Below are 19620 nucleotides of genomic sequence, written 5' to 3'. Positions count from 1 at the left end.
AAGAAGGGGTGCGGGGGGAGTGCTGTGCCGCTCTGCTCCACAGCCGAGGCGGGTGCGGTGGGACTGCACGAACCGACCGGCTGACATCGACGCCACTCGTCCGTTTCCCCATCGGTGATTCCCGCAGCCGGTGTCTGGCACTGCCCACAGGGTGAACTGTCTGGCCAATGTGACCTTCCCGAACCTGTTTGAGCACGCCGATACCCCCGTCGACTGGTGGCCCTGGGGTGGCCGGACGCCTTCGCAGAGGCCGAGCGGCGGGGCGTGAAGGGGCTGCTGAGTGTCGGGTACGCGTCCTGTCACTGGTGCCACCCGATGGCGCACACGTGGTGTTGGCGCAGCTCGTACCTCGCCTCCGATTGCCCGGGGCCAAGGGACCGGTCACTACGTCCGGCTCAGCCGGGTCCTGCGTGGCGCGCAGGGATGCATGTGGTGTGCTGGCATGGTGGTCGACCCAGACGCCGCACACGACATCGTGACCGAGGCTTGACTGCGGCCTCTGGTGCCACAGCCCACTACAGCCGCGTCGGCGGCCGCCTGATCACCGGCAACGAGGGAGAGGAACGTCCTCTACAGCCTCCAGCACCTCGGCTACACCATCCCCCCCGCTGGTCGGCGCCGGCTGGGTCGGCGAGGCGGGCCCCGGCGCGTCTGTCCTCAATCCGAGGACGCGTCGCTGCTCGATCCTTTCCGGCTCGCGGGGTACCGGACCATCGCCTGCTCTGCCAGCGGCGCCTGGGTTGAACGTGGAGCTGTGGGCCGCGCAGTCTCTCGGCGTGGTGAACCCCGGGCCCTTAGGTGCGGGCGGCTGGGTTCAGTGAGCGTTGTCCTGCGCATCGGCACGTAGGTCGGTGAGCGCCTGGATGGCTCGGTCAGCGCCGGCGGCGGTGGCCTGACGGAAGGCCGACTCGGCTTCAGCGCGGTCCCCAGCGGCCTGGCGGATCTGCCCCAGGGCAAGGAGGGCTTCGGTGTGTCCCTTGACGACCAGGGCGCGGAGAAGCAGTTCGGCACTGTCCCGCTGTCCGTTCGCCGCACGGACACGGGCGAGCGTTTCCACGGTGTCGTAGGAGCGGTTCGCCAGCTCCTCGGCAGCCCGTCCCTGTCCGGTGAGTTCGAGAATCCGGACCAGGCCGTGGGCGGCGTACGACTGGCCGTCACGGAGCGCTCGTCGGTAGAGGCGTCCGGCGCGGCGGAGGTCACCCTGCTTCTCCCGGAGGTCGGCGAGGTCGAGCAGGATCCAGGTCATGCCCAGGTTGTAGGCGTGCCAGTACAGCCCTGCGGCGGCGCTATGGTTGCCCTCGGAGGCGTGCTTCATCCCCAGCCCGCGCAACACATTTACCTCGCCGAGCTCAAGCGCGATCTTGGCGTACTCCTCGCTTCCCGCTCGGTCACCGTCATCGGCCAGGATCCAGGCCAGTTCCCGAGGAGCGTTCACGTCACCTTCGACGTGGAACGCGTGCTTGAGGACGGCGATGGCCCTCGGCTTCTCCTCCGGGGTCATGTACGTCCAGGCGAGTCCGGTGAACGCCCCGGTGTTGCCGGCTCGGAAGGCGCAGCTGGTCAGGGCGAGGGCCAGCCGATGTCGGCCCTTCTCGGCCAGCCAGCGCGCCTGGTACGGAGCGGATCGTCGGCCGGGGTGCCGTCCTCGGTCCGGACCGCCTGGTGGACTTCGAAGTCGAACGGGTCGGCGTCCGTGACGGCGATCCCCATGGTGTCCTCGGGCGTGCCTGTCTGCCCGGAGGTACCCGCGTAGTAGGCGGCCACCGCGTCCGCGTCGCAGAAGCGCTGGGCGACCTGGTCACCGAAATACCGCGCGACGATCCACGGCAGGGGCCGCAGCAGGCGGCTCAGGTGCTCGGCGTCCCACACCTCGCCGAGCTGTAGGTCTGGGAACTCGGCCTGGTACTCGAGCGCGAGTTCCCGTACCTGGGTGTTGGTGCCCCGGCATGAGGTGACGATCACGAACCTGGTCGCGCGATGGGGACGGTTGCCGTAGAGGAAGCGCTCGAATACCTTTCGGGCTGCGGCGGCAGAGAACTCGGCGACGTGCTTGACCTGGAAGGCTGACCAACGACCGTCGGAAGCACGGCCGACCACATCGATGCCGCCCTGTGCCTGGCCGGCGGTTCCGTAACGGGCGACCCGGGCGAGCCCCTCGGCGGCTTCGACGAGTTCGCAGACTAACCGCTCGAAGTCGGCCCAGTTCTGGGAGTCGAAGGGCAGGAGCGGGATCTTCGGGTCGGCCACCGGAGGTTGGGCGGTCGGGGTGCGGTCGGGCATCGGTGGCACCTTCGGGCTCGGCTCGCTCGTGTTCGTGAGCAGCCTATGCGGTGGTGCCGACAGCGTGGCCGAGCCGGTTCGGGCTTGACGCCGGGGACAGGACTCGGGTGCCGCGTCGAGCGCGGATTGCCATACGGGTTCTATGGGGTGGCGCAGTTCGGGACAACCGCGCTCACCAACAGCGTGCCTTTGCTGCACGTCAAGGTAGGGTGCCAGAGTGTTCCGCCGATCTGGCTGGGGGACAACTCCTCCGTGATGAAGAAGGTCGTCGAGCGGCTCTACGCCTGCTCCTCGATCCTCAACTCCGAAGGCCAGTACGCCTACTACGGCCGGGTCGGCGGCTGCCTGATCACCGGCAACGAGGACGGCGCCAAGCACTGCGCGATGAACGTGCTCTACAGCCTCCAGCACCTGGGCTACACCATCCCGCCGCAGGCCGACGCCGGCTGGGTCGGCGAGGCCGGACCCGGCCCGTCCTACCTTGACGAGGGCTCCGGCGGCCCGGAGAACGACTTCACCAACCGCAACACCACCTTCATGACCTGGAACCAGCTCCACCTCGCCCGCATGCTGAAGGACGCCGGCGGCATCCCGGCCCACGGCAACCAGCGCTCGGAGTGGGACGCCGGCTGCCGCTTCGACTTCGAGAACCCCGAACACCGTTGAGGGCAGGGCCCGAGTGAGTTGACGAGCCGGCCGAGGCGAGCGGACCGTCGCGGGATACCGGGATACCGGGGACAGCACGACCGAGGAGACCGTCCATGGCCGACGACCAGCCCACCGAGACCACCGCAGACGAGCCCGAAGCCGCCGAGACCACCGCCCGGCCGACGACCGTCAAGGCCACCCAGCCGGTCGGCCGTCAGAGGCTCGAGACCAAGACCATCCAGGGGCAGATCATCACCCACACGATCGTCAAGCCCCTGCCGGAGTAGCAGTCCGAGGGGTGACCGCCCCGGTGACGGGCGCGGCTCGTGCCGAGCCCGGGTCGCCGCCACGGGACTGCCACACCACGAGGGCTTCGAGGCGCTGCACGCTGACGGTCCGGGAGCACTGGGCGTTCGGACAGCCTCTGGGAGCGGGTGACTCGGTTGACCTCGTGAGACGGCGGCCGACGGCATCAGGTGCGAGGTTGGGGGCACCTGGTGGACGTCCTGTGTGGGAGAGGTGGTCGGAGCGTCCGGCGGCGTTGGCCGCCGTTCTTGTGGTGTCCGTGATGGGTGGGGCGGCGCCGGCCCGGGCGGCGGGGGTCGTCGAGCACTTCGACATGACGCACACGGAGACCTACAGCGCGCCGCTGGAGGGCTGCCTGCCGCCGGATCTCATCGGGACGGTCACGGTCACGGAGCACTCCACGGGGCAGGTCGTGTCGAACGGGGCGACGGTCGTGATCACCGGGACGAACGAGGTCGACTTCCACATGGATCTACCCGACGGACGGTACGTGCAGAGCGGCCTCGACCGGGACGACTTCCAGGTGGTGCTGCGGCTGCCGTACACCACGGTGGCCAACGTCAGCACCGAGGACGAGCGCACGATCCACGCCGCGGACGGGACGGTCATCGGGACCCTGACGATCCACGAGGACCACCAGGTCGTCTACCGGGACCTGAACACCAACGGGGAGCCGGACCCGGGTGAGGTGACCGTCGAGCGACACGAGTTCCGGCTGACCTGCGGCACGCCGTAGGCCTTCGGTGCCGAGAAGGCCCGAGAAGGCCCGAGAAGGCCCGAGAAGGCCCGAGAAGGCCCGGGACGGCCCGGAAAGGCCGCCACAGGTCCACGGCGAGCGCGGGTTCCTCGCGGGTGAGCCGGCCGGTGGCGGCGGGGCCGCTGCTTCGGCTCGAACAGGCTCGAACGGGAGCGAACGGACCTCGGCGCTTCCGGTGTTGTGCGTGGAGTGGTCCACGGCCGGGAACCACATCGTCTCGTCGTGGCGCGGAACCAACGCCCCCAGAAGCGTGTTACGGGCGGTCGCCCCCTGCGGCTGGTTCCGGCAGCACGTGGGCCGGGCCGATCGCGCTCACGTACGTCTCGCTGCCGGGCGGCCACGACCGGTCCGAGGTCGCGATCAGGACGTCGGGCAGTCCGGCGACCCCGGGGCGGAGTTCGACGCGGTGGTCGTGGCCGCGGAAGTCGCTGCCGAGGACCTTCGCCGGGACGGAGCCCGCCACCGGCTGGGCGGTGAGCCGGAGTCGGCCCGGGCGGAGCAGGGCGAGGCCGCTGCGGACCGTCGGGGCGGGCCCGGCCAGCGGCAGGGTGCCGAGCGGGGTGCGGGCCTCGGCCGCGGTGATCTCGGCGGAGATCAGGTTCGCCTCGCCCAGCACCCGGGCGACGGCGGCGTCCGCCGGGCGGTGGTACAGCTCGTCGGGGCTGCCGGACTGGGCGATCCGGCCGTCGCGGAGGACGGCGACGGTGTCGGCGAAGGAGAGCGCCTCGTCCTGGTCGTGGGTGACCAGGACCGCCGTGGTCCCGGACTGCCGGAGCGTGGCCGCGACCTCGCGGCGCAGTTCGGCGCGCAGCGTGGCGTCCAGCGCGGCGAACGGCTCGTCCAGCAGGAGCAGGCGCGGCCGGGGCGCCAACGCCCGGGCCAGGGCGACGCGTTGCTGCTGGCCGCCGGAGAGCTGGTGCGGGCGGCGCTCGCCCAGCCCGGGCAGGCCGACCAGGTCCAGCAGTTCGCCGACCCGGGCGCGGCGCTGCGAGCGTGGCAGGCCGAAGCCGATGTTGGCGGCGACGCTCAGGTGCGGGAAGAGCGCGCCGTCCTGCGGGACCAGGCCGACACCCCGGCGCTCGGCGGCGAGCTGGCTGCGGCCGTCGTCCAGCATCCGCCCGTGCAGCACGACCTGCCCGGCGGCGGCCGGGTGGAAGCCGGCGAGCACCCGCAGCAGGGTGGACTTGCCGCAGCCGGAGGGGCCGAGGACGCAGGCGAGGGCGCCGTCCGGCACGGCGAGGTCGATGCCGTGCAGGACCGGGCTGCGCCCGTGCGCGGCGTGCAGGTCGACGACGGACAGTCCGGTCATGAACCACTCCGGAGGGTGCGGTGGGTCAGCAGGAGGACGGACGGGACGGAGAGCGCGACCATGAGGGCCGCGTACGGCGCCGCGGCCCCGTAGGCGAGGCCGCTGGTGTAGACCCAGAACTGGGTGGCCAGGGTCTGGGTTCCGGTGGGGCGCAGCAGCAGGGTGGCGGTCAGCTCGGTGGAGGCGGTGAGGCCGACCATGGCGACGGCGGCGCCGAGGCCGGGCAGGACCAGCGGCAGGGTGACCCGGCCGAGGACGGCGAGCGGCCGGGTGCCGAGGGAGCGGGCGGCCTCCTCGACGCCGGGCGGGACCTGGGCGAGGGCGGCCCGGACCGCGGTGAGCGCGAGCGGGAAGAACAGCACGACGTACCCGGCGACGAGCATCGGCGGCTGCTGGTACAGGGGTTGGGCCCAGTGGACCGCGAAGTACACCACCGAGAGCGCCACCGCGATGCCGGGCAGCGCCCGGGTGAGGTAGGCGACCCGCTCGACGGCGCGGGCCGGCCGGGTGCCGCGCCGCCAGCCGTACAGGGCGACCGGGACGGCGGCGGCGGTGGCGACGACGGCCGCGCCGAGCGCGTACCCGAGGGTGGCCGCGGTGGCGCCGAGGACGGAGGCCGAGGGCAGCGTGGTGGAGCTGCCTTTGAGCAGCCAGTACCCCAGCGCGTACAGCGGCACGCCGAGTGAGACGCCGACCAGCGCGGCCAGGGCGACGAGCGCCGGGGCCGTCCAGCCGCCGAGGCGTACGGGCGGCGCGGTGCGGGCGAGGGCGCCGTGCCGGGTGACCCGGGCCCGGCGGCCGGCCCAGGCCTCCAGACCGACCAGCAGCAGGGCCAGTGCGACCAGGACCAGGGTGAGCAGGGAGGCCGAGGCAGCGTCGAAGCCGAGCTTGTACTGGGTGAACACGGCGGTGGCGAAGGTGGTGTAGCGCAGCATCGCGAAGGCGCCGTACTCGCCGAGCAGGTAGAGCGAGACGAGCAGGACGCCGCCGGCCAGCGCCGGCCGGGTGAGCGGGAGGGTGACGCGCCACAGGGTGGCGAGGCGGCCGCGGCCGAGCGAGCGGGAGACCTCCTCGGCGGCGGCGTCGCCGTGCCGCAGGGCCGCCGCGACCGGCAGGAACACGAGCGGGTAGAGCGAGCAGGTCATCACGAGCACCGCGCCCCAGTAGCCGTGGACGGAGCGGAACAGCGAGACCCAGGAGTAGCCGCGGACGAACTCCGGTACGGCCAGCGGCAGGGCGAGCGCGACGGTCCAGGCGCGGCGCCCGGGCAGCGCGGTGCGTTCGACCAGGTAGGCGGCGCCGAAGCCGAGGACGGCGGTGGCGAGGGTGACGGCTGCGGTCAGGCCGAGGGTGTGCCCGAGCAGGGTGGCGATCAGCGGGCGGCCGAGGAGGCGCCTGGTCTGGTCCCAACCGGCCTGCGCGGCCTGGGCGACGACGAAGCCGAGCGGCGAGGCGACCAGGGCGACGACGGCGACGGCGGCGGGCGCGAGCAGGCCGGTGGCCCGCCACCGCCGCAGCGGGGGCGGGCCTTCGGGTCGGAGCGGGAAGGTCACTGGAGCAGACCGGCGTCCTGCAGCAGCGACAGGGCCTGCTTGCCGTCGCCCAGCTGGGCCGGGTCGGCAACGGTGCCGATGCCGTCCAGGGCGGGCAGTTCGGGCTTGCCCTTCACGCCGTCGACCAGCGGGTACTCGCAGCTCGCGGAGTCGGCGATGACGGTCTGGGCGGGGGCGGAGGCGAGGTATCCGAGGAAGGCCTGGGCGGCCGCCTGGTGCTTGCCGTGCTTGAGGACGGCGGCGCCGGAGACGTCGACGAGGGCGCCCGGGTCGCCCTTGGCGAAGTAGTGCAGGGTCGCGTGGGTCTCGGCGGCGCCCTTCTCGTCGCGCATCCGGTAGAAGTAGTAGTGGTCGATGACCCCGCCCTCGACCTCGCCGCTGTTGATCGCGACGGAGAGGTCCTCGTTGCTGTCGTAGACCTTGGCGTTGTCCTTGAGGCCCTTGAGCCACTGCTTGGCGGCGTCCTCGCCCTTGGCCTTGAGGACCTGGGTGACGACCGGGGCGAAGTCGGTCTCACCGGGGGCGATGCCCAGGCGGCCCTTCCACTCGGGCTTGGCCAGGTCGAGCACGGAGGCGGGCGGTGCGGTGTCGGCGCCCTTGCCGGTGGCGGCGAGGAAGGCGGAGGTGCGGGCGGAGATGCCGATCCAGTCGCCCTTGCCCGAACTGTCGGCGGCCGGAACGGCCTTGAGGGTGTCGGGGGCGACCTTGGCGAGCAGGCCCTTGTCGTCGAGGACGGTGAGCGCGGGCGGGTTCTCGGCGTAGAAGACGTCGGCCGGGGAGGCGTCGCCCTCCTGGAGGATCTGGTTGGCCAGCTCGGCCTCGTCGCCGGAGCGCAGCTCGACCTTGATGCCGGTGCGCTTGGTGAAGTCCTCGGTCAGGGCCTTGACGGTCTGTTCGTGCTGGCCGCTGTAGACGGTGATGCTCTGGCCGGCCAGGGCGGTGCCGGAGGCGGTGGGCGAGGCGCTGCCCCCGCCGGAGCTGCCGCAGGCGGTGAGCGCGAGGGCGCAGGCGGCGACCAGGGACAGGCCCGCGAGGGGCCGGACGGTTCCGGGCATGGTGAGGGTCCTCCGAAAGGGCGCGGGTCGACCGTCGGCCCCTGCGGATTGCGAGGGACGACGGCCTGACGGCACGAGAACCTAAGGCAGGAAAGGCTTGCCTAACAAGTGTCGGAGCGTCACATCTCGGCCCGGTCGCAGCAGGGTAGAACTTCGGTGAGCGAACCCCCAAGCCCACGCAAAATGCCCTTCAAGTACAGGTCAGGGCAACGGTGTACGACCGGTTGTCGGGGGCTTCGCGAGACTGGTGACTGACTACACTGAGTAGTGGCTCTCGGGTGTGAGTGAATCGCCGGCAGATCGGGCCCGCCCGCCGGCTGAACCGGCACGAGTGGCGCCACCGCTCTCGCCCGGCCCACCGGGTGGCCGCGACGACGGGTGCGGGTGAGAACATTGAAGGTCTGACGGATCGTCCAGCCGGCGTCAGGGTTTCGTCAGGAGGGCGAGGCGGACTTGATCCGGGCATCCGGGCCGACTTTGATGGGGGACATGAACCGCTCGACACGCCACCACGACCGCCCGCCGCATACGCGGCCGCTGGTCGTCGCTGTCGCGGTCGCCACCGCCGTCCGGTAGGACCGAGCTCCCTACCCCGCTCGCTACCGGCCGCGGGCACGGGTTCGGTACGTCACCGTTCCGTGCCGATCACGCCGCCCGTTCCCTTGGCTCCAACCGGCTCCGAGGGCCCGGGGACGGGCGCGCGTTCTCATCGCACCACACCTTTCCCGCACCGCCGGCACCCGCCGGGCGCGACTTCGCGTCCGGCGGCACCCCGGCCGTGCCCTGGCACCCTTGGATGGGTCATGTCCGACGCTGTTCTGTCCGCCCGCACCGCCCTCGTCACCGGCGCCTCCTCCGGGATCGGCTGGGAGACCGCCCGCCTGCTCGCCGGGCACGGTGCCACCGTCCTGGTCCACGCCCGGACGGCCGCCGAGGCCGCGGACGCCGTCGAGCGACTGGTCGCGGCCGGCGCCCGGCGGGACCGACTCGTCGAACTGGCGGCCGACTTCACCCACCTCGCCGAGGTCGCCGTCCTCGCGAGCAAGGTCGTCAAGCACTACCCGGCGCTGGACCTGCTGGTCAACAACGCCGCCGTCATGGCACCCGAGCGCTGCACCCGCACCGACGACGGCAACGAGATCTCGCTCCAGGTCAACTTCCTCGCCGCACACCTGCTGGCCAGGCTGCTGCGCGCCCCGCTCTCGGCGGCCGGCGACGCCCGGATCGTCAACGTCTCCTCCTCACTGCACCGCACCGCCGCGATGAACTGGTCCGACCCGCACCGGGCGAAGAGGTACTCCCGGGTCGCCGCCTACGCCCAGTCCCAGCTCGCACTCACCATGGACACCCGCGACATGGCCCCCGAAGGCTCCGGCATCACCGCCGTCAGCCTCAACCCGGGCCAGTGCGACACCGCGCTGCTCCCGCTGTACGGGCGCACCGGCGCGCCGGCGGCCGAGGGCGCGGCGGCCGTCGTCCGGCTCTGCCTGCCGGACACGCCGGTGGCCAACGGCGAGTACTACGACGGCGGCGGCCCCGCCCCGACCGCCGCGGCAGCCCGGGAGGAACGCTCGCAGCGCCGCCTCGCCAAGCTCGCCGACCAGCTCGTCGCCCAGGCCTGACCTGGACCGGACCCGTACCGAGGAGAACGCACCCGATGTCCAAGCGCGCCCGCAAGAAGAGGGCCCGTCGGAAGAAGAAGGCGAACCACGGCCGCAAGGCCGGGCAGTAGCCCGACAGACCCACCCGGTGCCGCGTGCCACCGGCACCGGGTGACCCCCGGTGGCTCCTGGCGGCCTCGTCCGAACTGTGGCGGACGACGGACTCCAGGGGCCGCCACATGCCCGGGACGCCCGGAAGGACGACAGCAACGGGGCGAAGCGGCGCATGGTGGTTCCTCCCTGAGGGTTCGCGTTGCGCGGGGGCGCGGGTTCAGGCGAGGCCGAACCAGCCGAGGACGGTCTGGGCGAGCAGGATCGTCGACATGGCGGCCACGCCTACGACCACGGTGGTGGCCGCGAGGCGGTAGCGGGGGCTGTTGGCGGCCTCGCCGAGGACGGAGCGGCGGTTGGTGAGGACGAGGAGGTAGACCAGGACGATCGGGCTGATCAGGCCTTGGAGGACCTGGGTGCCGATGAGCAGCTGGATGACGTCCACGGGGGTGAGCGCGACGATGGCGCCGAGCGCGATCTGGGCGGTGAACACCCCGAGGAACAGCGGGGCGTCGCGGAAGCTGCGGGAGACGGAGCGCTCGACGCCGGCGGCCTCGCCGATGGCGTAGCTCGCGGAGAGCGGCACCACGGCGCCGGCCAGGGCGGAGGCGCCGATCAGGCCGAAGGCGAACAGCAGCTCGGCGCTGTGTCCGGCGACCGGCGTGAGGGCCTCGGCGGCCTGCGCGGCGGACTCCAGGGGGCCGGTGCCGCCGATCGCGGCGGCGGTGGCGATGATGATGGTCAGGCTGATCACGCAGGCGAAGACCGCGCCGAGGACGGCGTCGGCGCGGATCAGCTTGTAGTCGGCGGGCTTGGCGCCGCGGTCGACGACCCCGGCGGCGGCGTAGAACTGCATGTACGGGCTGACCGTGGTGCCGATGAGGGCGACGGCCAGCAGGATGAAGTCCTTGCTCGGCTCCATGTGGGGAACGGCGAGGTGCTCGCCGACCTGCCCCCAGTCCGGGTGGCCGAGGATCATCGCGACGGGGTAGGCGAAGAACGCCAGCGACATGATCAGGAAGATGCGTTCGGCCCACTTGTAGGAGCCGAACAGCACCAGCGACCAGAGCAGGACGGCGGCGGGCGGGACGACCGCCCACTTGGGGACGCCGAGCAGCTCGAAGGCGGCGCCGATCCCGGCGAACTCGCTCACCACCAGACCGGTGTTGGCGAGCAGCAGGCAGAAGACCGCGAGGGCGGTCAGGCGCAGGCTGAACTGTTCGCGGATCAGCGCGCCCAGGCCCTTGCCGGTGTGGGCGCCGAGCCGGACGGCCATCTCCTGCACCATGACCAGGGCGATGGTGACCAGCACCATGAAGAACAGGGTGCCGTAGGTGAACTGGGAACCGGCGCTGGCGTAGGTGGCGATGCCGGCGGCGTCGTTGCCCGCGTTGGCGGCGACCAGGCCGGGGCCGGCGACCATCGCGACGGCTGCGATGCGGCGAAAACCCCTGCGGCGGACCGGAGTTGTCGTGGTCGGGGAAGGCGTTGCGGCGGGTGCTGGAGTGGGAGCGGTGTCGAGGTCGCGGGTCACTTGAGCAGTCTCCGGAAGTGCAGGCGCCCGCGCTCGGGCAGCAGCGAGTCGAGGATGTCGTCGGCGAGGACCCGGCCCAGTGGGCGGCCGGTGTCGTCGACCACGAGCAGGGAGCTGGCGCGGGCGGCGACCAGCCGGTCGGCGGCCTCGGCGAGGCGGGTGTCGGGCCGGACGGTGACCGGCGCACCGAACTGTTCGCGCCAGGCCACCAGGTCCGCGACCAGGGCGCCTTCCTCGGCGACGGCCAGGTCGAACAGCGGGAGGTCGCCGAGCAGCCGGCCGTCGTCGTCCAGGACGGCGACCGCGTCGATCTCGGTGCGGTGCTCGGCCTGCTCGGCCAGCTTCGCCCGTACCGCGGCGACGGTCTCGGTCGGACGGGCGGTGACCAGCAGGGTGGTCATCGCGCCGCCGGCCGTTCCCTCGCGGTGGGTGAGCAGGGTGCGCAGCTCGGCCGCTTCGGGGGCGGGCATGCGGGTCAGCAGGGCTTCGCGCTCGCCGGGGTCGAGGTCGCGCAGGGCGTCGGCGGCCTCGTCGGGCTCCATCTCGTCCACCAGACGGGCAGCGTGCTCGGGTGGTGCCTCGCGGAGCAGGTTCTCCAGCTCGGCCGGCTCCATCTCCTCCAACGCGTCCGCGGCCTGCTCCGGCTCCAACCAGCCGAGCAGTTGCTGGCGCTCGTGCCGGCCCAGGTCCTCCAGGATGTCGGCGAGGTCCGCCGGACGCAGCTGGTGCAGGGCGGACCGGGAGGCGCGCAGCCTCACCTCGGCGGGCCCGTGGGTGGCCTGCTCGCCGAACGGGGCGACGGACTGCCAGTCCAGGACGCGCTCCGGGGTGGGGCGGACCTGCCAACGGCGCGGGCCGAGCCGACGCAGCAGGGTGGGCAGGGAGACGTCGACGCCGACCAGGACGGTACGGTCGGCGAGCGGCGTCAGGTAGAGGTCGGCGGCGCGGGTGACCTGGACACCGTCGACGTCGACGAGCTGGTGGTCCATCACGTCGCGGGCGAGCAGGACCTCGCCGGGCCGGCGGTTGAACTCCCGCAGGTCCAGGCGGGCGGTGCGCAGTCGCACCCGGCCGGGCAGGACGCGGTCGACGGCGCCGGCGGCGACGAAGGCGCGTCGGCGGCCTATTCGGATGATCAGGCCGGTGACCGGCGGATAGGGCTCGGGCCCGTAGAGACGGGCGACCACGTCGACGACGCGGCCGACCTCCTCGCCGGCCTGGTTGGCGACCTGGCCGCCGATCAGCCCGGCGACGGACACCAGCGAGGAACGGACGGTCCGGGAGACGGTGGTACGGCGCTCGGCGTCGACCTTCCGGTCGCGCAGCCGGGCCGTGGCGGACATGAGCAGAGTGGCAGCGGCCACGAGGAACACCCCCTGGGCCCCGGCGGGACCGGGGCGGCGGGCAGCCCGGAACGCGCCTGTCCGCCCCTGACCGCAGCGGCGCTCGGCCGGTCCGCACGCACGGGAGCACCCTGTCCCGGCAACGCGGGGCGGGAACGGCGGCAGTCCGGTGAGGTCAGGGGTGGACAGGCTGTCCCTGGCCGCGGAACGACGGCGAGGACAACGAGGACAACACGGTGAAGGGCCGACTATGGCCCGGACTACTGTCCAACTCGCCTCCTCCCGGTCCCGGCCGCGAACATCGGTGTCGCGGCGGCGCGGCAAGGGGAAACCGGGACGACGTCCCGGCGCACCCCAACTCGTCAGAGCTTTGGCACTCCACGGCGTGTCCGGCCCGGTCGGGCGGAAGCCACTTCGGATCAACCCTTAGGTCGGGAGGATCTGTCCTGACCCTGGGCGTCTCTCGACGTCGTCGGATCAGTGGCCTGTGTCCGTGAAGACGCCTCACCGAACGAGGTGTCTGTTCAAACCGCGCCCATGATAAGGCCCGGCCGACCATGCAGCCCAATCCTTGACGGTTACTCGTCGGTGCGCTCGCGGGGTGGCAGCTCGTACAGTCCGGTGCCGGCGTGTGCTCCGTTGGTGATGTTGACCACGCCGACGTTGGCTTCCAGGGGGGTGGCGCGGGCCATGATGCCGGCGAAGCCGCGCGCCATGGTGAACACGCCCCAGACCGGCAGCCATGGCTGCAACTGGCCGTTCTCGTCCGGGAACAGCTCGGTGACCGGGCGGATCCGGCGCTGCACTATGTAGGGCTTGCCGAGCGCCGCGTCGAGGTGCGCGGCCCAGCTCTCCTCGGTCACGTCCCCGCCGAGGACCACACCGTTGCCACCGTGCAGTACCGTCGGTTTGAGTACGAGGTCGTTTCGGTTGGCCCGGGCGTAGTCGAGTAGTTCCACCGTTTGTCCGCTCTCCAGCGTCACTGTGCCGGGCCGGACGGTTCGGGTCCAGGGCAGGATGCGGTCGAACGCCGCCAGCTCCTCGGTGCTGAACAGGTGCCGGTTGTTCTCGTCCGAGAGCATCGCGAGTGTGGTCTTGCTGGCGTAGAGCTCTGCGTCCAGCGGGACGAACAGCTTCACCTGGTCGGCTGCGGCGGCGCGGACGACCTGGTCCATCAGCGCCGGGGCTTCGGGGGATTCGAGCAGGTCCTCGGCGAGGAAGATCCGGTGGATGATGTCGACGGCCCGGTCGCCGAGCCAGACCCGGCCGTCGCGGTAGTCGAGCTGGCCGATGTGGCAGGGGTGTGCGTCCGCGCCCAGTGCCTGAAGATGGGCGCAGAACTCCTCCAGGAAGGCGGCCCAGCCGCTCAGGTAGCTGCTCGGCCAGTCGGCGACCGCGATGACCGGCCGGGATCGTGGGTCGAACCCGGTGGCGGCGTACATGGTGTGCAGCAGTTCCCTGGCGGTGTCGGCGAAGCCGAGGCCGTGCCGGGCGGCGAAGCCGGCGAGGAGCGGGTGTTCCAGCAGGGCCTGGGCCATCACGCCGTTGCCCATGCCGCCGAGCGAGCTGGTCATGTTGACTTCCATGACCTTGAATCCGCTGTCGTCGACGCACAGATCCGTACGGGCCATGCGGGTCGCGCTGGCGCCCCGGCTGCGCAGGATCACCTCGATCTGGGTCTCGGTCATGCCGACGGCCCGGGCGAACGCGCCGAGGTCGCCGTCGAAGAGCCTGTCGGGCAGGCTGAACAGCGCGGTGTGGAGCGTTTCCAGATCTTCCATCAGCTGCTCTCGCTCTTCGTGGCCGAGGAAGAGCGGGCGGGGCAGGAAGCGGTTCTCGTAGTCGATGGTGAGCAGGGTGTCGTGCTGTGCACGACCGAGCAGTTCGGCTGCGGTGGCTGTGCTTTCGCTCAGTTCGGCCAGGTACTGCTCGGTCAGGGTGGGGCGGTCCACGGAAGGTCCTCTCAGGGGGCGGGTGGGCGGTGGTGGCGGGAGTGTTCAGCCGCGCGCCGACGCCGCGCGGCGGGTGGCGACCAGGTCAGCCAGGGCTGCCAGGTCGGGCTGGCGCATGACCTCTGCGGCCTTGACCCGGATCGGGTAGGTGCTCTCGATCAGCGCGATCAAGCGCGCGACGGCCAGCGAAGTCCCGCCCGATTCGGCGAAGTTGTCGGCGGGCGTGAGGTCGGGCTGGTCGAGCAGCCGGCGGCAGGCCGCGAGGAGGAACGCTTCGGTGTCCTCTGCCGGCGGGGTCTGCCGGGTCGGCGCCGCCCCAGGTGCGGTGGACACCCCAGGTGCGGTGGACACCCCAGGTGCGGTGGACGCTGCGGGGGCGGCCTGCCGGGCGAGCAGTGTGCGGTCGACTTTGCCGTTGGCGTTCAGCGGGAACGCGTCGACGAAGCGGACCGTGGCGGGCACCGCTTGCTTCAGTACCCGGGCGCGGGCGGCGGCCAGCACGGCGTCCTCGTCGGCCTGCGCCCCTTCGGCGAGCAGGAGGAAGGCGGCCAGCCGTAGGCCGCCGCCGGTGCCCTGGTACGGGACCACGACGGCGCGCCGGACCGAGTCGTGGGTTTCCAGGGCGGCCTCGACCTCGGCCGGTTCGATCCGCGCGCCGCTGATCTTCACCTGGTCGTCCATGCGGCCGAGGAATTCCAGCGGGCCGTCGGCGCGCATCACCGCCTTGTCGCCGGTCCGGTAGACACGGTCCACGTACGGTTGGCCTGCGGGGGCCGGCACGAAGCGTTCGGCGGTCCGCTGCGGGTCCACGTAGCCGAGCGCCAGGCCCGCACCGCCGATCCGGACCTCTCCGGCATGTCCCCTGGGCAGGATCCGGCCGTCCTCGTCGGTGATGAAGACGGCGTAACCGGTCAGCGGCCGTCCGATCGGCACGACGGCGGTCGGGTCGTCGCTGTGGGGTCGCAGGCGGTGGGTGGTGGTGAGCACGGTGGCCTCGGCGGGACCGTACACGTTGTGCACGACCGCCGCGCACTGCGCGGGCGGCCGCACCCGCATCCGGTCGCCGCCCACCAGGATGTGGCGCATGGCCAGGCCGGCGGGCCACGGCTGGGTGAAGGCGAGGTCGGCGAGCGGGGTCGGCAGCAGGCAGTGGGTGAGGCCGGACTCCTGCCACCACTGGAACAGTTCGGCCGTCGAGCCGCGGGCGTCCTCGGGCGCGACGTGCAAGGTGGCGCCCGACGACAACGCCTCCCACAACTCCTTGAGGTGCGCGTCGAAGGTGGTGCCGACGAAGAGGCCCACCCGGGACTCGGGACCGATCTCGAGCCGGTCGCAGGTCCAGCGGACCAGGTTGGCCATCGCCCCCTGCGGCAGCAGTGCGATCTTGGGTTTGCCGGTGCTGCCCGAGGTGGTGACGGCGCAGAAGGCATCGCTGGGCGCACCGTTCGCCCGTCCGCCGCGCAGAGCGACCACGAGCCCGTCCACCGCGTCGGCCGGCGCAACGGTCCAGCCGGGTGGCGGGGTGGTGGTGCCGTCGGTGACCAGGCAGCTGATGCCGGCGTCCTCGGTGATCGATTCCACCCGCGCGGCCCCCGGCTGCGCGCCGAGGGAGAGATAGACCGCGTCGATCCTGGCCAACGCGACCGCCGCGGCCACCAGCAGCGCGGAACGTTCCAGGCAGACTCCCACCAACTCGCCGCGGGTGACCCGGTCGCCGAGGGCCCGCACGATCCGGGCGGAGGCCTGGTCGAGCTCGCGGTAGCTCCAGGTGACGGTGCCGTCCACGACCGCCGGGGCGTCGGGCTGCTCGGCCAGCCAGCTGTCGAACCACTCGAGTGGTCCCGACCCCGGTGCGGGAGCGGGCGCGGGCTCACCTCCCCAGGCGATGCTGGGCGGCTGGTGGCCGGTCGGTTCGTGGGAAGTCATCTCGTCTCCTCGGGGCATGGTTCGGGGTGGTGGGGTCAGCCGTCGGCTGCTGCGGTGAGTGCTGCGAGGCCGGTTGTGGTGAGCGCTGCGAGGCCGGTCGCGGTGTCGGCGAGGTAGGCCTCCAGCAGCGCGGTGAACTGCCGCTGCAATTCAGCGATCCGGGGGCCGTCGTACAGGTCGGTGGCGTAGTCCCAGATCAGCAGCATGCCGCCGCGGCCCGACCGGGTGTTGACGGTCCGGCGGGAGTCGGGGATCAGTACCACGTCGAGGGCGAAACGGGAGGTACCGGTGTTGAACGCCTCGTGGATCGACACCTCGAGGTTCAGCCCCTCGACGTGCGGGATCGGCGCGTCGTGCGCGCTGAACATGACGTGGAACAGTGGGTTGTCCAGGCCGGTGCCGGAGTGTTCTCCGAGTTCGCGGGCCAGGTCCTGGACCGGGACGCCCTGGTGCGGCAGCGAGCGGATCAGGACCTCGGTGACCTCGTCGACCGCGTTCAGCGCACTGTCGTCGGGGTGGAGGCGGATGCGCAGTGGGATGGTGTTGACGAACATCCCGACGCTCTCCTCGAAGCCGGGCGGGCGGTTGCCCACCGCGCTGCCGATCACCAGGTCGGACCGGCCGCTCTGCCTGCGCAGCAGCTCCGCGAAGAGGGTGAGCAGCACTGAGAACGGGGTGTGTCCATCGCGGCGGGCGGCGGTCCGCAGGCGCTCGGCCAGCTCGGGCTCCAGCAGTTGGCGCAGTTGGTCGCCGTGCGGGATGTCGCGGACCCGTCCCGGGGCGGCCAGGCCGGGCAGTGGCAGGTCGAAGGCGGCGCCGTCCAGGGCGCCCCGCCAGTACGCCAGGGCTTCGTCCTGGTGGCCCGGTTGTTCCTCGGCGGCCACTGACCGGCGGACGTGCTCGACGTAGGAGCGGGGCTCGGGCAGGTCGGCCGGGATGCCCTGGGCCAGCGCGCGGTACGTGGTGAACAGGTCGCGCAGGACCAGGCCGAAGGACCAGCCGTCGTGCACCAGGTGGTGCTCGGTGTGAAGCAGCCGGTGGTGGTCCTCGGCCAGCCTGATCAGGCTCCACCGCACCATGGGCGCCTCGGCGGTGTCGAAGGGCTCGTCGTGCTGCTCGCGCCACAGGGCCTCGAAGGCCGCCTCATGGTCTTCGTCACCGGTCAGGTCCACGGTGCGGTAGCGCGGTGCGCAGGTGCCGTTCACCCGCTGCTTCGGTGGAAAGTCCTCGGGATCGAGTTCGAGGCGGAAGGCCTCGTGGCGGGCGAGCACGATCGCCAGGCTCTGCCGCAGGGCCGGCTCGTCCAGCGGGCCGCGCAGGTCGAGCGAGGCGGTGAAGTTGTAGGCGCGGCTCTCGGGGAAGAGTTCCTCGTGCAGCCAGACGATCTCCTGGGAGCGGGAGAGGTTGAACATCGGCGCGGCCCTTTCCGGGTCGGTGGTCGTTCGGTGTGCGGGCTGGTGGCTGGGGGCTGGTGGCGGCCTCGGACACCACCTGCTCAGCGGGCGGGTGGGGTGGCGGTGACGGTGTCGCGGAGCAGGAACTCCAGGCCGTCGCCGTGAAGCCACTGCGCACAGGCGCCGGCGTGGTCGGGTCCGTCGGTGTCGGCCAGGCGCCGCTGGGCGTCCGCCATACGGTGGCGTGCTTCGGTGCAGAACACGTCGGCGAGGTCCTGGGCCGGTCCGGTGCCCTCGCCGTGCAGTCGGGCGGCGTTGGCCAGCACCGCGGACATGCTGAACAGCTCGGCGGAGAGCCGGTTGAGCAGGATCAGCGTGCGTTCCTCGGCGAACAGCTCCTCGGGGTCGGGGTGTCGGTCCACCAGGTCGCGGCTGAGGCGGGCGAACCGCACGGCCTGTTCGGCCACGAAGCGCAGGTGGTCCCGGTTGCGCGGGGACAGGCAGGCGTCCGCCGCGGTGAGGTCGGTCGCGGCCTCGGCGATGGCCTGCGGTTTCGGGTAATGGCGCGAGAGCAGGTGCCGGGCGGCCCAGTGGTCCACGAGGAAGTCCACCCCGCCGGCCACCCGCAGGGCACGCGCGTCGCGGAAGAACCGCTCCACCGGCAGCGGCTGAGCGCCGCGCCGGGCCTTGCTCGTCGCCGTCTCGAAGCCCTCGGCGGCCAGCAGGGACAGGGTGCGGTCGACGATGCGCCAGCTGGTCATCGAGGTGATGTTCTTGGCTGCCGTCTGCTCCGGGTCCAGGTCGATCCCCGGGTGGCGCTCCTCGGCCAGCAGGCACCACTCCACCACGCTCTCCACGGCGAAGGTCTCGGCGAGGTTGGCGGCGACGATGCGCTGGATCTCGTCGTACTGCTCCAGGCCGAGCCCGCCGACCGAACGCCGCCGGACGAACTCCCGGGACCAGTGCAGGCAGAGCCGGCCGATTGCCAGGGCGGGCGCCGAGATGGGGTACATCCGGCCGCGGACGCTGACGGTGTGCAGTTCGGGGGCCAGACGCCACTCGTCCTCGGCGGTCAGGCCGTCGAGGGTGAAGACCCGGCTGTGCGGGACGAAGACCCGGTCGAAGGTGAGGGCCGCGTTGGGCAGGCCCTTGAGACCCAAGTACTCGTGCCAGGACCTGACCGTGAAGCCGGGGTCGGTCGTGTCGACGAAGAACAGCCGGATGTACTCCCGGTCGTCGTCGCGTACGGTGGCCGAGACCCTCAGGAGGCCCGCGATCGGCCCGTTCTGGATGAACACCTTCTCGCCGCTGATCCGGAATCCGGTGCCGTCCTCGGTCGGCACCGCGGTGGTGGCCCGGGTCCGGTTGATCGCACCGGTGGGCTCGGTGTCGGCGTCGCCGGAGATCGCGCCCGCCGCGAGCAGCCGTTCGAGTTCGGACTTCAGCTCGCCGTCGGCCAGGATCGGCAGATAGGCGCCGGCGCCCAGTCCGAGGTGGACGGACATGGCGTAGCAGGCGGTCACCGACCAGCTTGCGGCGGCCTGGATCATCCGGAAGGCGTTGTGGGCGGACAGGCCCAGACCGCCGCGCTCAAGCGGGTCCTGAAGCTTGAAGTAGCCGCGGGCGGCGCAGGCTTCGTGGAAGCCGTCGGGCAGCTTCGCGGTGCGGTCCACCTCGGTCGGGTCGACGGTCTCCTGGAGGAAGCGCATCAGCTCGGCGACGGCGGCGTCGCCGCGGGCGCGGTCCTCGTCGGACGGGGCGGGGAAGGGGCTGATCAGGTCCCAGCGCACGTGCCCCAGGTGGAGCTCGGCGAGGAAGCCGGCCGGGGTGATGGTGTCGTGAGTCATGTCT

15 protein-coding genes, 2 pseudogenes and 1 riboswitch are annotated in these 19620 nt (G+C 72.1%); of the genes and pseudogenes, 6 read left to right on the top strand and 11 right to left on the bottom strand.

From position 1 onward, the window contains the following. Positions 1 to 151: 151 nt before the first annotated feature. Positions 152 to 324 (top strand): annotated as a pseudogene (locus tag IE332_RS40785) (DUF255 domain-containing protein); the annotation flags it as partial. 490 nt (positions 325 to 814) lie between these two features. On the opposite strand, the gene IE332_RS40780 reads toward IE332_RS40785, so the two are convergent. Then, the gene (locus IE332_RS40780; RefSeq protein WP_229928415.1) at positions 815 to 1501 is read right to left on the bottom strand and encodes a tetratricopeptide repeat protein; all 687 of its coding nucleotides are present in this window, start codon (positions 1499 to 1501) and stop codon (positions 815 to 817) included. Between the two features lie 59 nt (positions 1502 to 1560). Beyond that, entirely contained in the window at positions 1561 to 2280 is a 720-nt protein-coding gene (locus IE332_RS40775; RefSeq protein WP_229928414.1) for a restriction endonuclease, read from the bottom strand. A gap of 222 nt (positions 2281 to 2502) precedes the next feature. Between IE332_RS40775 and IE332_RS07960 the strand changes: the two are divergent. The 3 genes and pseudogenes from IE332_RS07960 to IE332_RS07950 form a co-directional block, all read left to right on the top strand. Then, positions 2503 to 2946: pseudogene (locus tag IE332_RS07960) on the top strand (flavodoxin family protein); the annotation flags it as partial. Between the two features lie 95 nt (positions 2947 to 3041). Continuing rightward, on the top strand, positions 3042 to 3215 hold the full coding sequence (locus tag IE332_RS07955; protein ID WP_189914427.1) for a hypothetical protein: 174 nt from the start codon (positions 3042 to 3044) through the stop codon (positions 3213 to 3215). A 332-nt stretch (positions 3216 to 3547) separates the two neighbouring features. Further along, positions 3548 to 3970: a hypothetical protein gene (locus IE332_RS07950; RefSeq protein WP_189914426.1), complete on the top strand. Its 423-nt coding sequence runs from the start codon at positions 3548 to 3550 to the stop codon at positions 3968 to 3970. Between the two features lie 274 nt (positions 3971 to 4244). Here IE332_RS07950 and IE332_RS07945 read toward each other — a convergent pair whose 3' ends face one another. Genes IE332_RS07945 through IE332_RS07935 form a run of 3 tightly spaced genes read right to left on the bottom strand, consistent with a single transcriptional unit; the run spans position 4245 to position 7908 of the window. Next, positions 4245 to 5300, bottom strand: coding sequence for an ABC transporter ATP-binding protein (locus IE332_RS07945; protein WP_189914425.1), 1056 nt, complete (start codon positions 5298 to 5300; stop codon positions 4245 to 4247). Next, entirely contained in the window at positions 5297 to 6853 is a 1557-nt protein-coding gene (locus IE332_RS07940; protein ID WP_229928413.1) for an ABC transporter permease, read from the bottom strand. The genes IE332_RS07945 and IE332_RS07940 overlap by 4 nt, the downstream gene beginning before the upstream one ends. Further along, the gene (locus IE332_RS07935) at positions 6850 to 7908 is read right to left on the bottom strand and encodes an iron ABC transporter substrate-binding protein (RefSeq protein WP_189914424.1); all 1059 of its coding nucleotides are present in this window, start codon (positions 7906 to 7908) and stop codon (positions 6850 to 6852) included. The genes IE332_RS07940 and IE332_RS07935 overlap by 4 nt, the downstream gene beginning before the upstream one ends. 803 nt (positions 7909 to 8711) lie before the next feature. On the opposite strand from IE332_RS07935, the gene IE332_RS07930 reads away from it, so the two are divergent. Both IE332_RS07930 and IE332_RS42330 read left to right on the top strand, forming a co-directional pair. Then, the gene (locus IE332_RS07930) at positions 8712 to 9530 is read left to right on the top strand and encodes an SDR family NAD(P)-dependent oxidoreductase (protein WP_189914423.1); all 819 of its coding nucleotides are present in this window, start codon (positions 8712 to 8714) and stop codon (positions 9528 to 9530) included. Between the two features lie 35 nt (positions 9531 to 9565). Then, a complete protein-coding gene (locus IE332_RS42330) occupies positions 9566 to 9640 on the top strand; it encodes a 50S ribosomal protein bL37 (RefSeq protein WP_373313685.1) in 75 nt (24 codons plus the stop codon). Between the two features lie 200 nt (positions 9641 to 9840). Here the strand turns inward: IE332_RS42330 and IE332_RS07925 are convergent, their stop codons facing one another. The 6 genes from IE332_RS07925 to IE332_RS07900 form a co-directional block, all read right to left on the bottom strand. Continuing rightward, positions 9841 to 11043: an NRAMP family divalent metal transporter gene (locus IE332_RS07925; RefSeq protein WP_189914422.1), complete on the bottom strand. Its 1203-nt coding sequence runs from the start codon at positions 11041 to 11043 to the stop codon at positions 9841 to 9843. Positions 11044 to 11150: 107 nt separating this feature from the next. Then, entirely contained in the window at positions 11151 to 12518 is a 1368-nt protein-coding gene (locus IE332_RS07920) for a magnesium transporter MgtE N-terminal domain-containing protein (RefSeq protein WP_189914421.1), read from the bottom strand. 325 nt (positions 12519 to 12843) lie between these two features. Next, positions 12844 to 13020, bottom strand: a riboswitch (M-box (ykoK) riboswitch). A 55-nt stretch (positions 13021 to 13075) separates the two neighbouring features. Beyond that, entirely contained in the window at positions 13076 to 14449 is a 1374-nt protein-coding gene (locus IE332_RS07915) for an ATP-grasp domain-containing protein (RefSeq protein ID WP_189914420.1), read from the bottom strand. A 45-nt stretch (positions 14450 to 14494) separates the two neighbouring features. Continuing rightward, positions 14495 to 16375 carry a non-ribosomal peptide synthetase gene (locus IE332_RS07910; RefSeq protein ID WP_189914419.1) on the bottom strand — a complete coding sequence of 627 codons (1881 nt, stop codon included), beginning with the start codon at positions 16373 to 16375 and terminating at the stop codon, positions 14495 to 14497. A gap of 35 nt (positions 16376 to 16410) precedes the next feature. Next, complete coding sequence (locus IE332_RS07905) at positions 16411 to 17787, bottom strand: condensation domain-containing protein (protein ID WP_189914418.1); 1377 nt, start codon at positions 17785 to 17787, stop codon at positions 16411 to 16413. Positions 17788 to 17870: 83 nt separating this feature from the next. Next, on the bottom strand, positions 17871 to 19616 hold the full coding sequence (locus IE332_RS07900) for an acyl-CoA dehydrogenase family protein (protein WP_189914417.1): 1746 nt from the start codon (positions 19614 to 19616) through the stop codon (positions 17871 to 17873). Positions 19617 to 19620: the final 4 nt, after the last annotated feature.

Source organism: Kitasatospora xanthocidica (genome assembly GCF_014656195.1).
Classification (GTDB): domain Bacteria; phylum Actinomycetota; class Actinomycetes; order Streptomycetales; family Streptomycetaceae; genus Kitasatospora; species Kitasatospora xanthocidica.
The sequence above is the reverse complement of the archived record's forward strand: the minus strand, read 5'-3'. Positions and strand labels throughout refer to the sequence as shown.

What these genes read in the sequence shown, in the direction of transcription:
- IE332_RS40780 (WP_229928415.1), bottom strand. Translation starts at nt 1,501, where the DNA reads ATGACCCCGGAGGAGAAGCCGAGGGCCATCGCCGTCCTCAAGCACGCG.
- IE332_RS40775 (WP_229928414.1), bottom strand. Translation starts at nt 2,280, where the DNA reads ATGCCCGACCGCACCCCGACCGCCCAACCTCCGGTGGCCGACCCGAAG.
- IE332_RS07955 (WP_189914427.1), top strand. Translation starts at nt 3,042, where the DNA reads ATGGCCGACGACCAGCCCACCGAGACCACCGCAGACGAGCCCGAAGCC.
- IE332_RS07950 (WP_189914426.1), top strand. Translation starts at nt 3,548, where the DNA reads ATGACGCACACGGAGACCTACAGCGCGCCGCTGGAGGGCTGCCTGCCG.
- IE332_RS07945 (WP_189914425.1), bottom strand. Translation starts at nt 5,300, where the DNA reads ATGACCGGACTGTCCGTCGTCGACCTGCACGCCGCGCACGGGCGCAGC.
- IE332_RS07935 (WP_189914424.1), bottom strand. Translation starts at nt 7,908, where the DNA reads ATGCCCGGAACCGTCCGGCCCCTCGCGGGCCTGTCCCTGGTCGCCGCC.
- IE332_RS07930 (WP_189914423.1), top strand. Translation starts at nt 8,712, where the DNA reads ATGTCCGACGCTGTTCTGTCCGCCCGCACCGCCCTCGTCACCGGCGCC.
- IE332_RS07925 (WP_189914422.1), bottom strand. Translation starts at nt 11,043, where the DNA reads ATGGTCGCCGGCCCCGGCCTGGTCGCCGCCAACGCGGGCAACGACGCC.
- IE332_RS07910 (WP_189914419.1), bottom strand. Translation starts at nt 16,375, where the DNA reads ATGACTTCCCACGAACCGACCGGCCACCAGCCGCCCAGCATCGCCTGG.
- IE332_RS07905 (WP_189914418.1), bottom strand. Translation starts at nt 17,787, where the DNA reads ATGTTCAACCTCTCCCGCTCCCAGGAGATCGTCTGGCTGCACGAGGAA.
- IE332_RS07900 (WP_189914417.1), bottom strand. Translation starts at nt 19,616, where the DNA reads ATGACTCACGACACCATCACCCCGGCCGGCTTCCTCGCCGAGCTCCAC.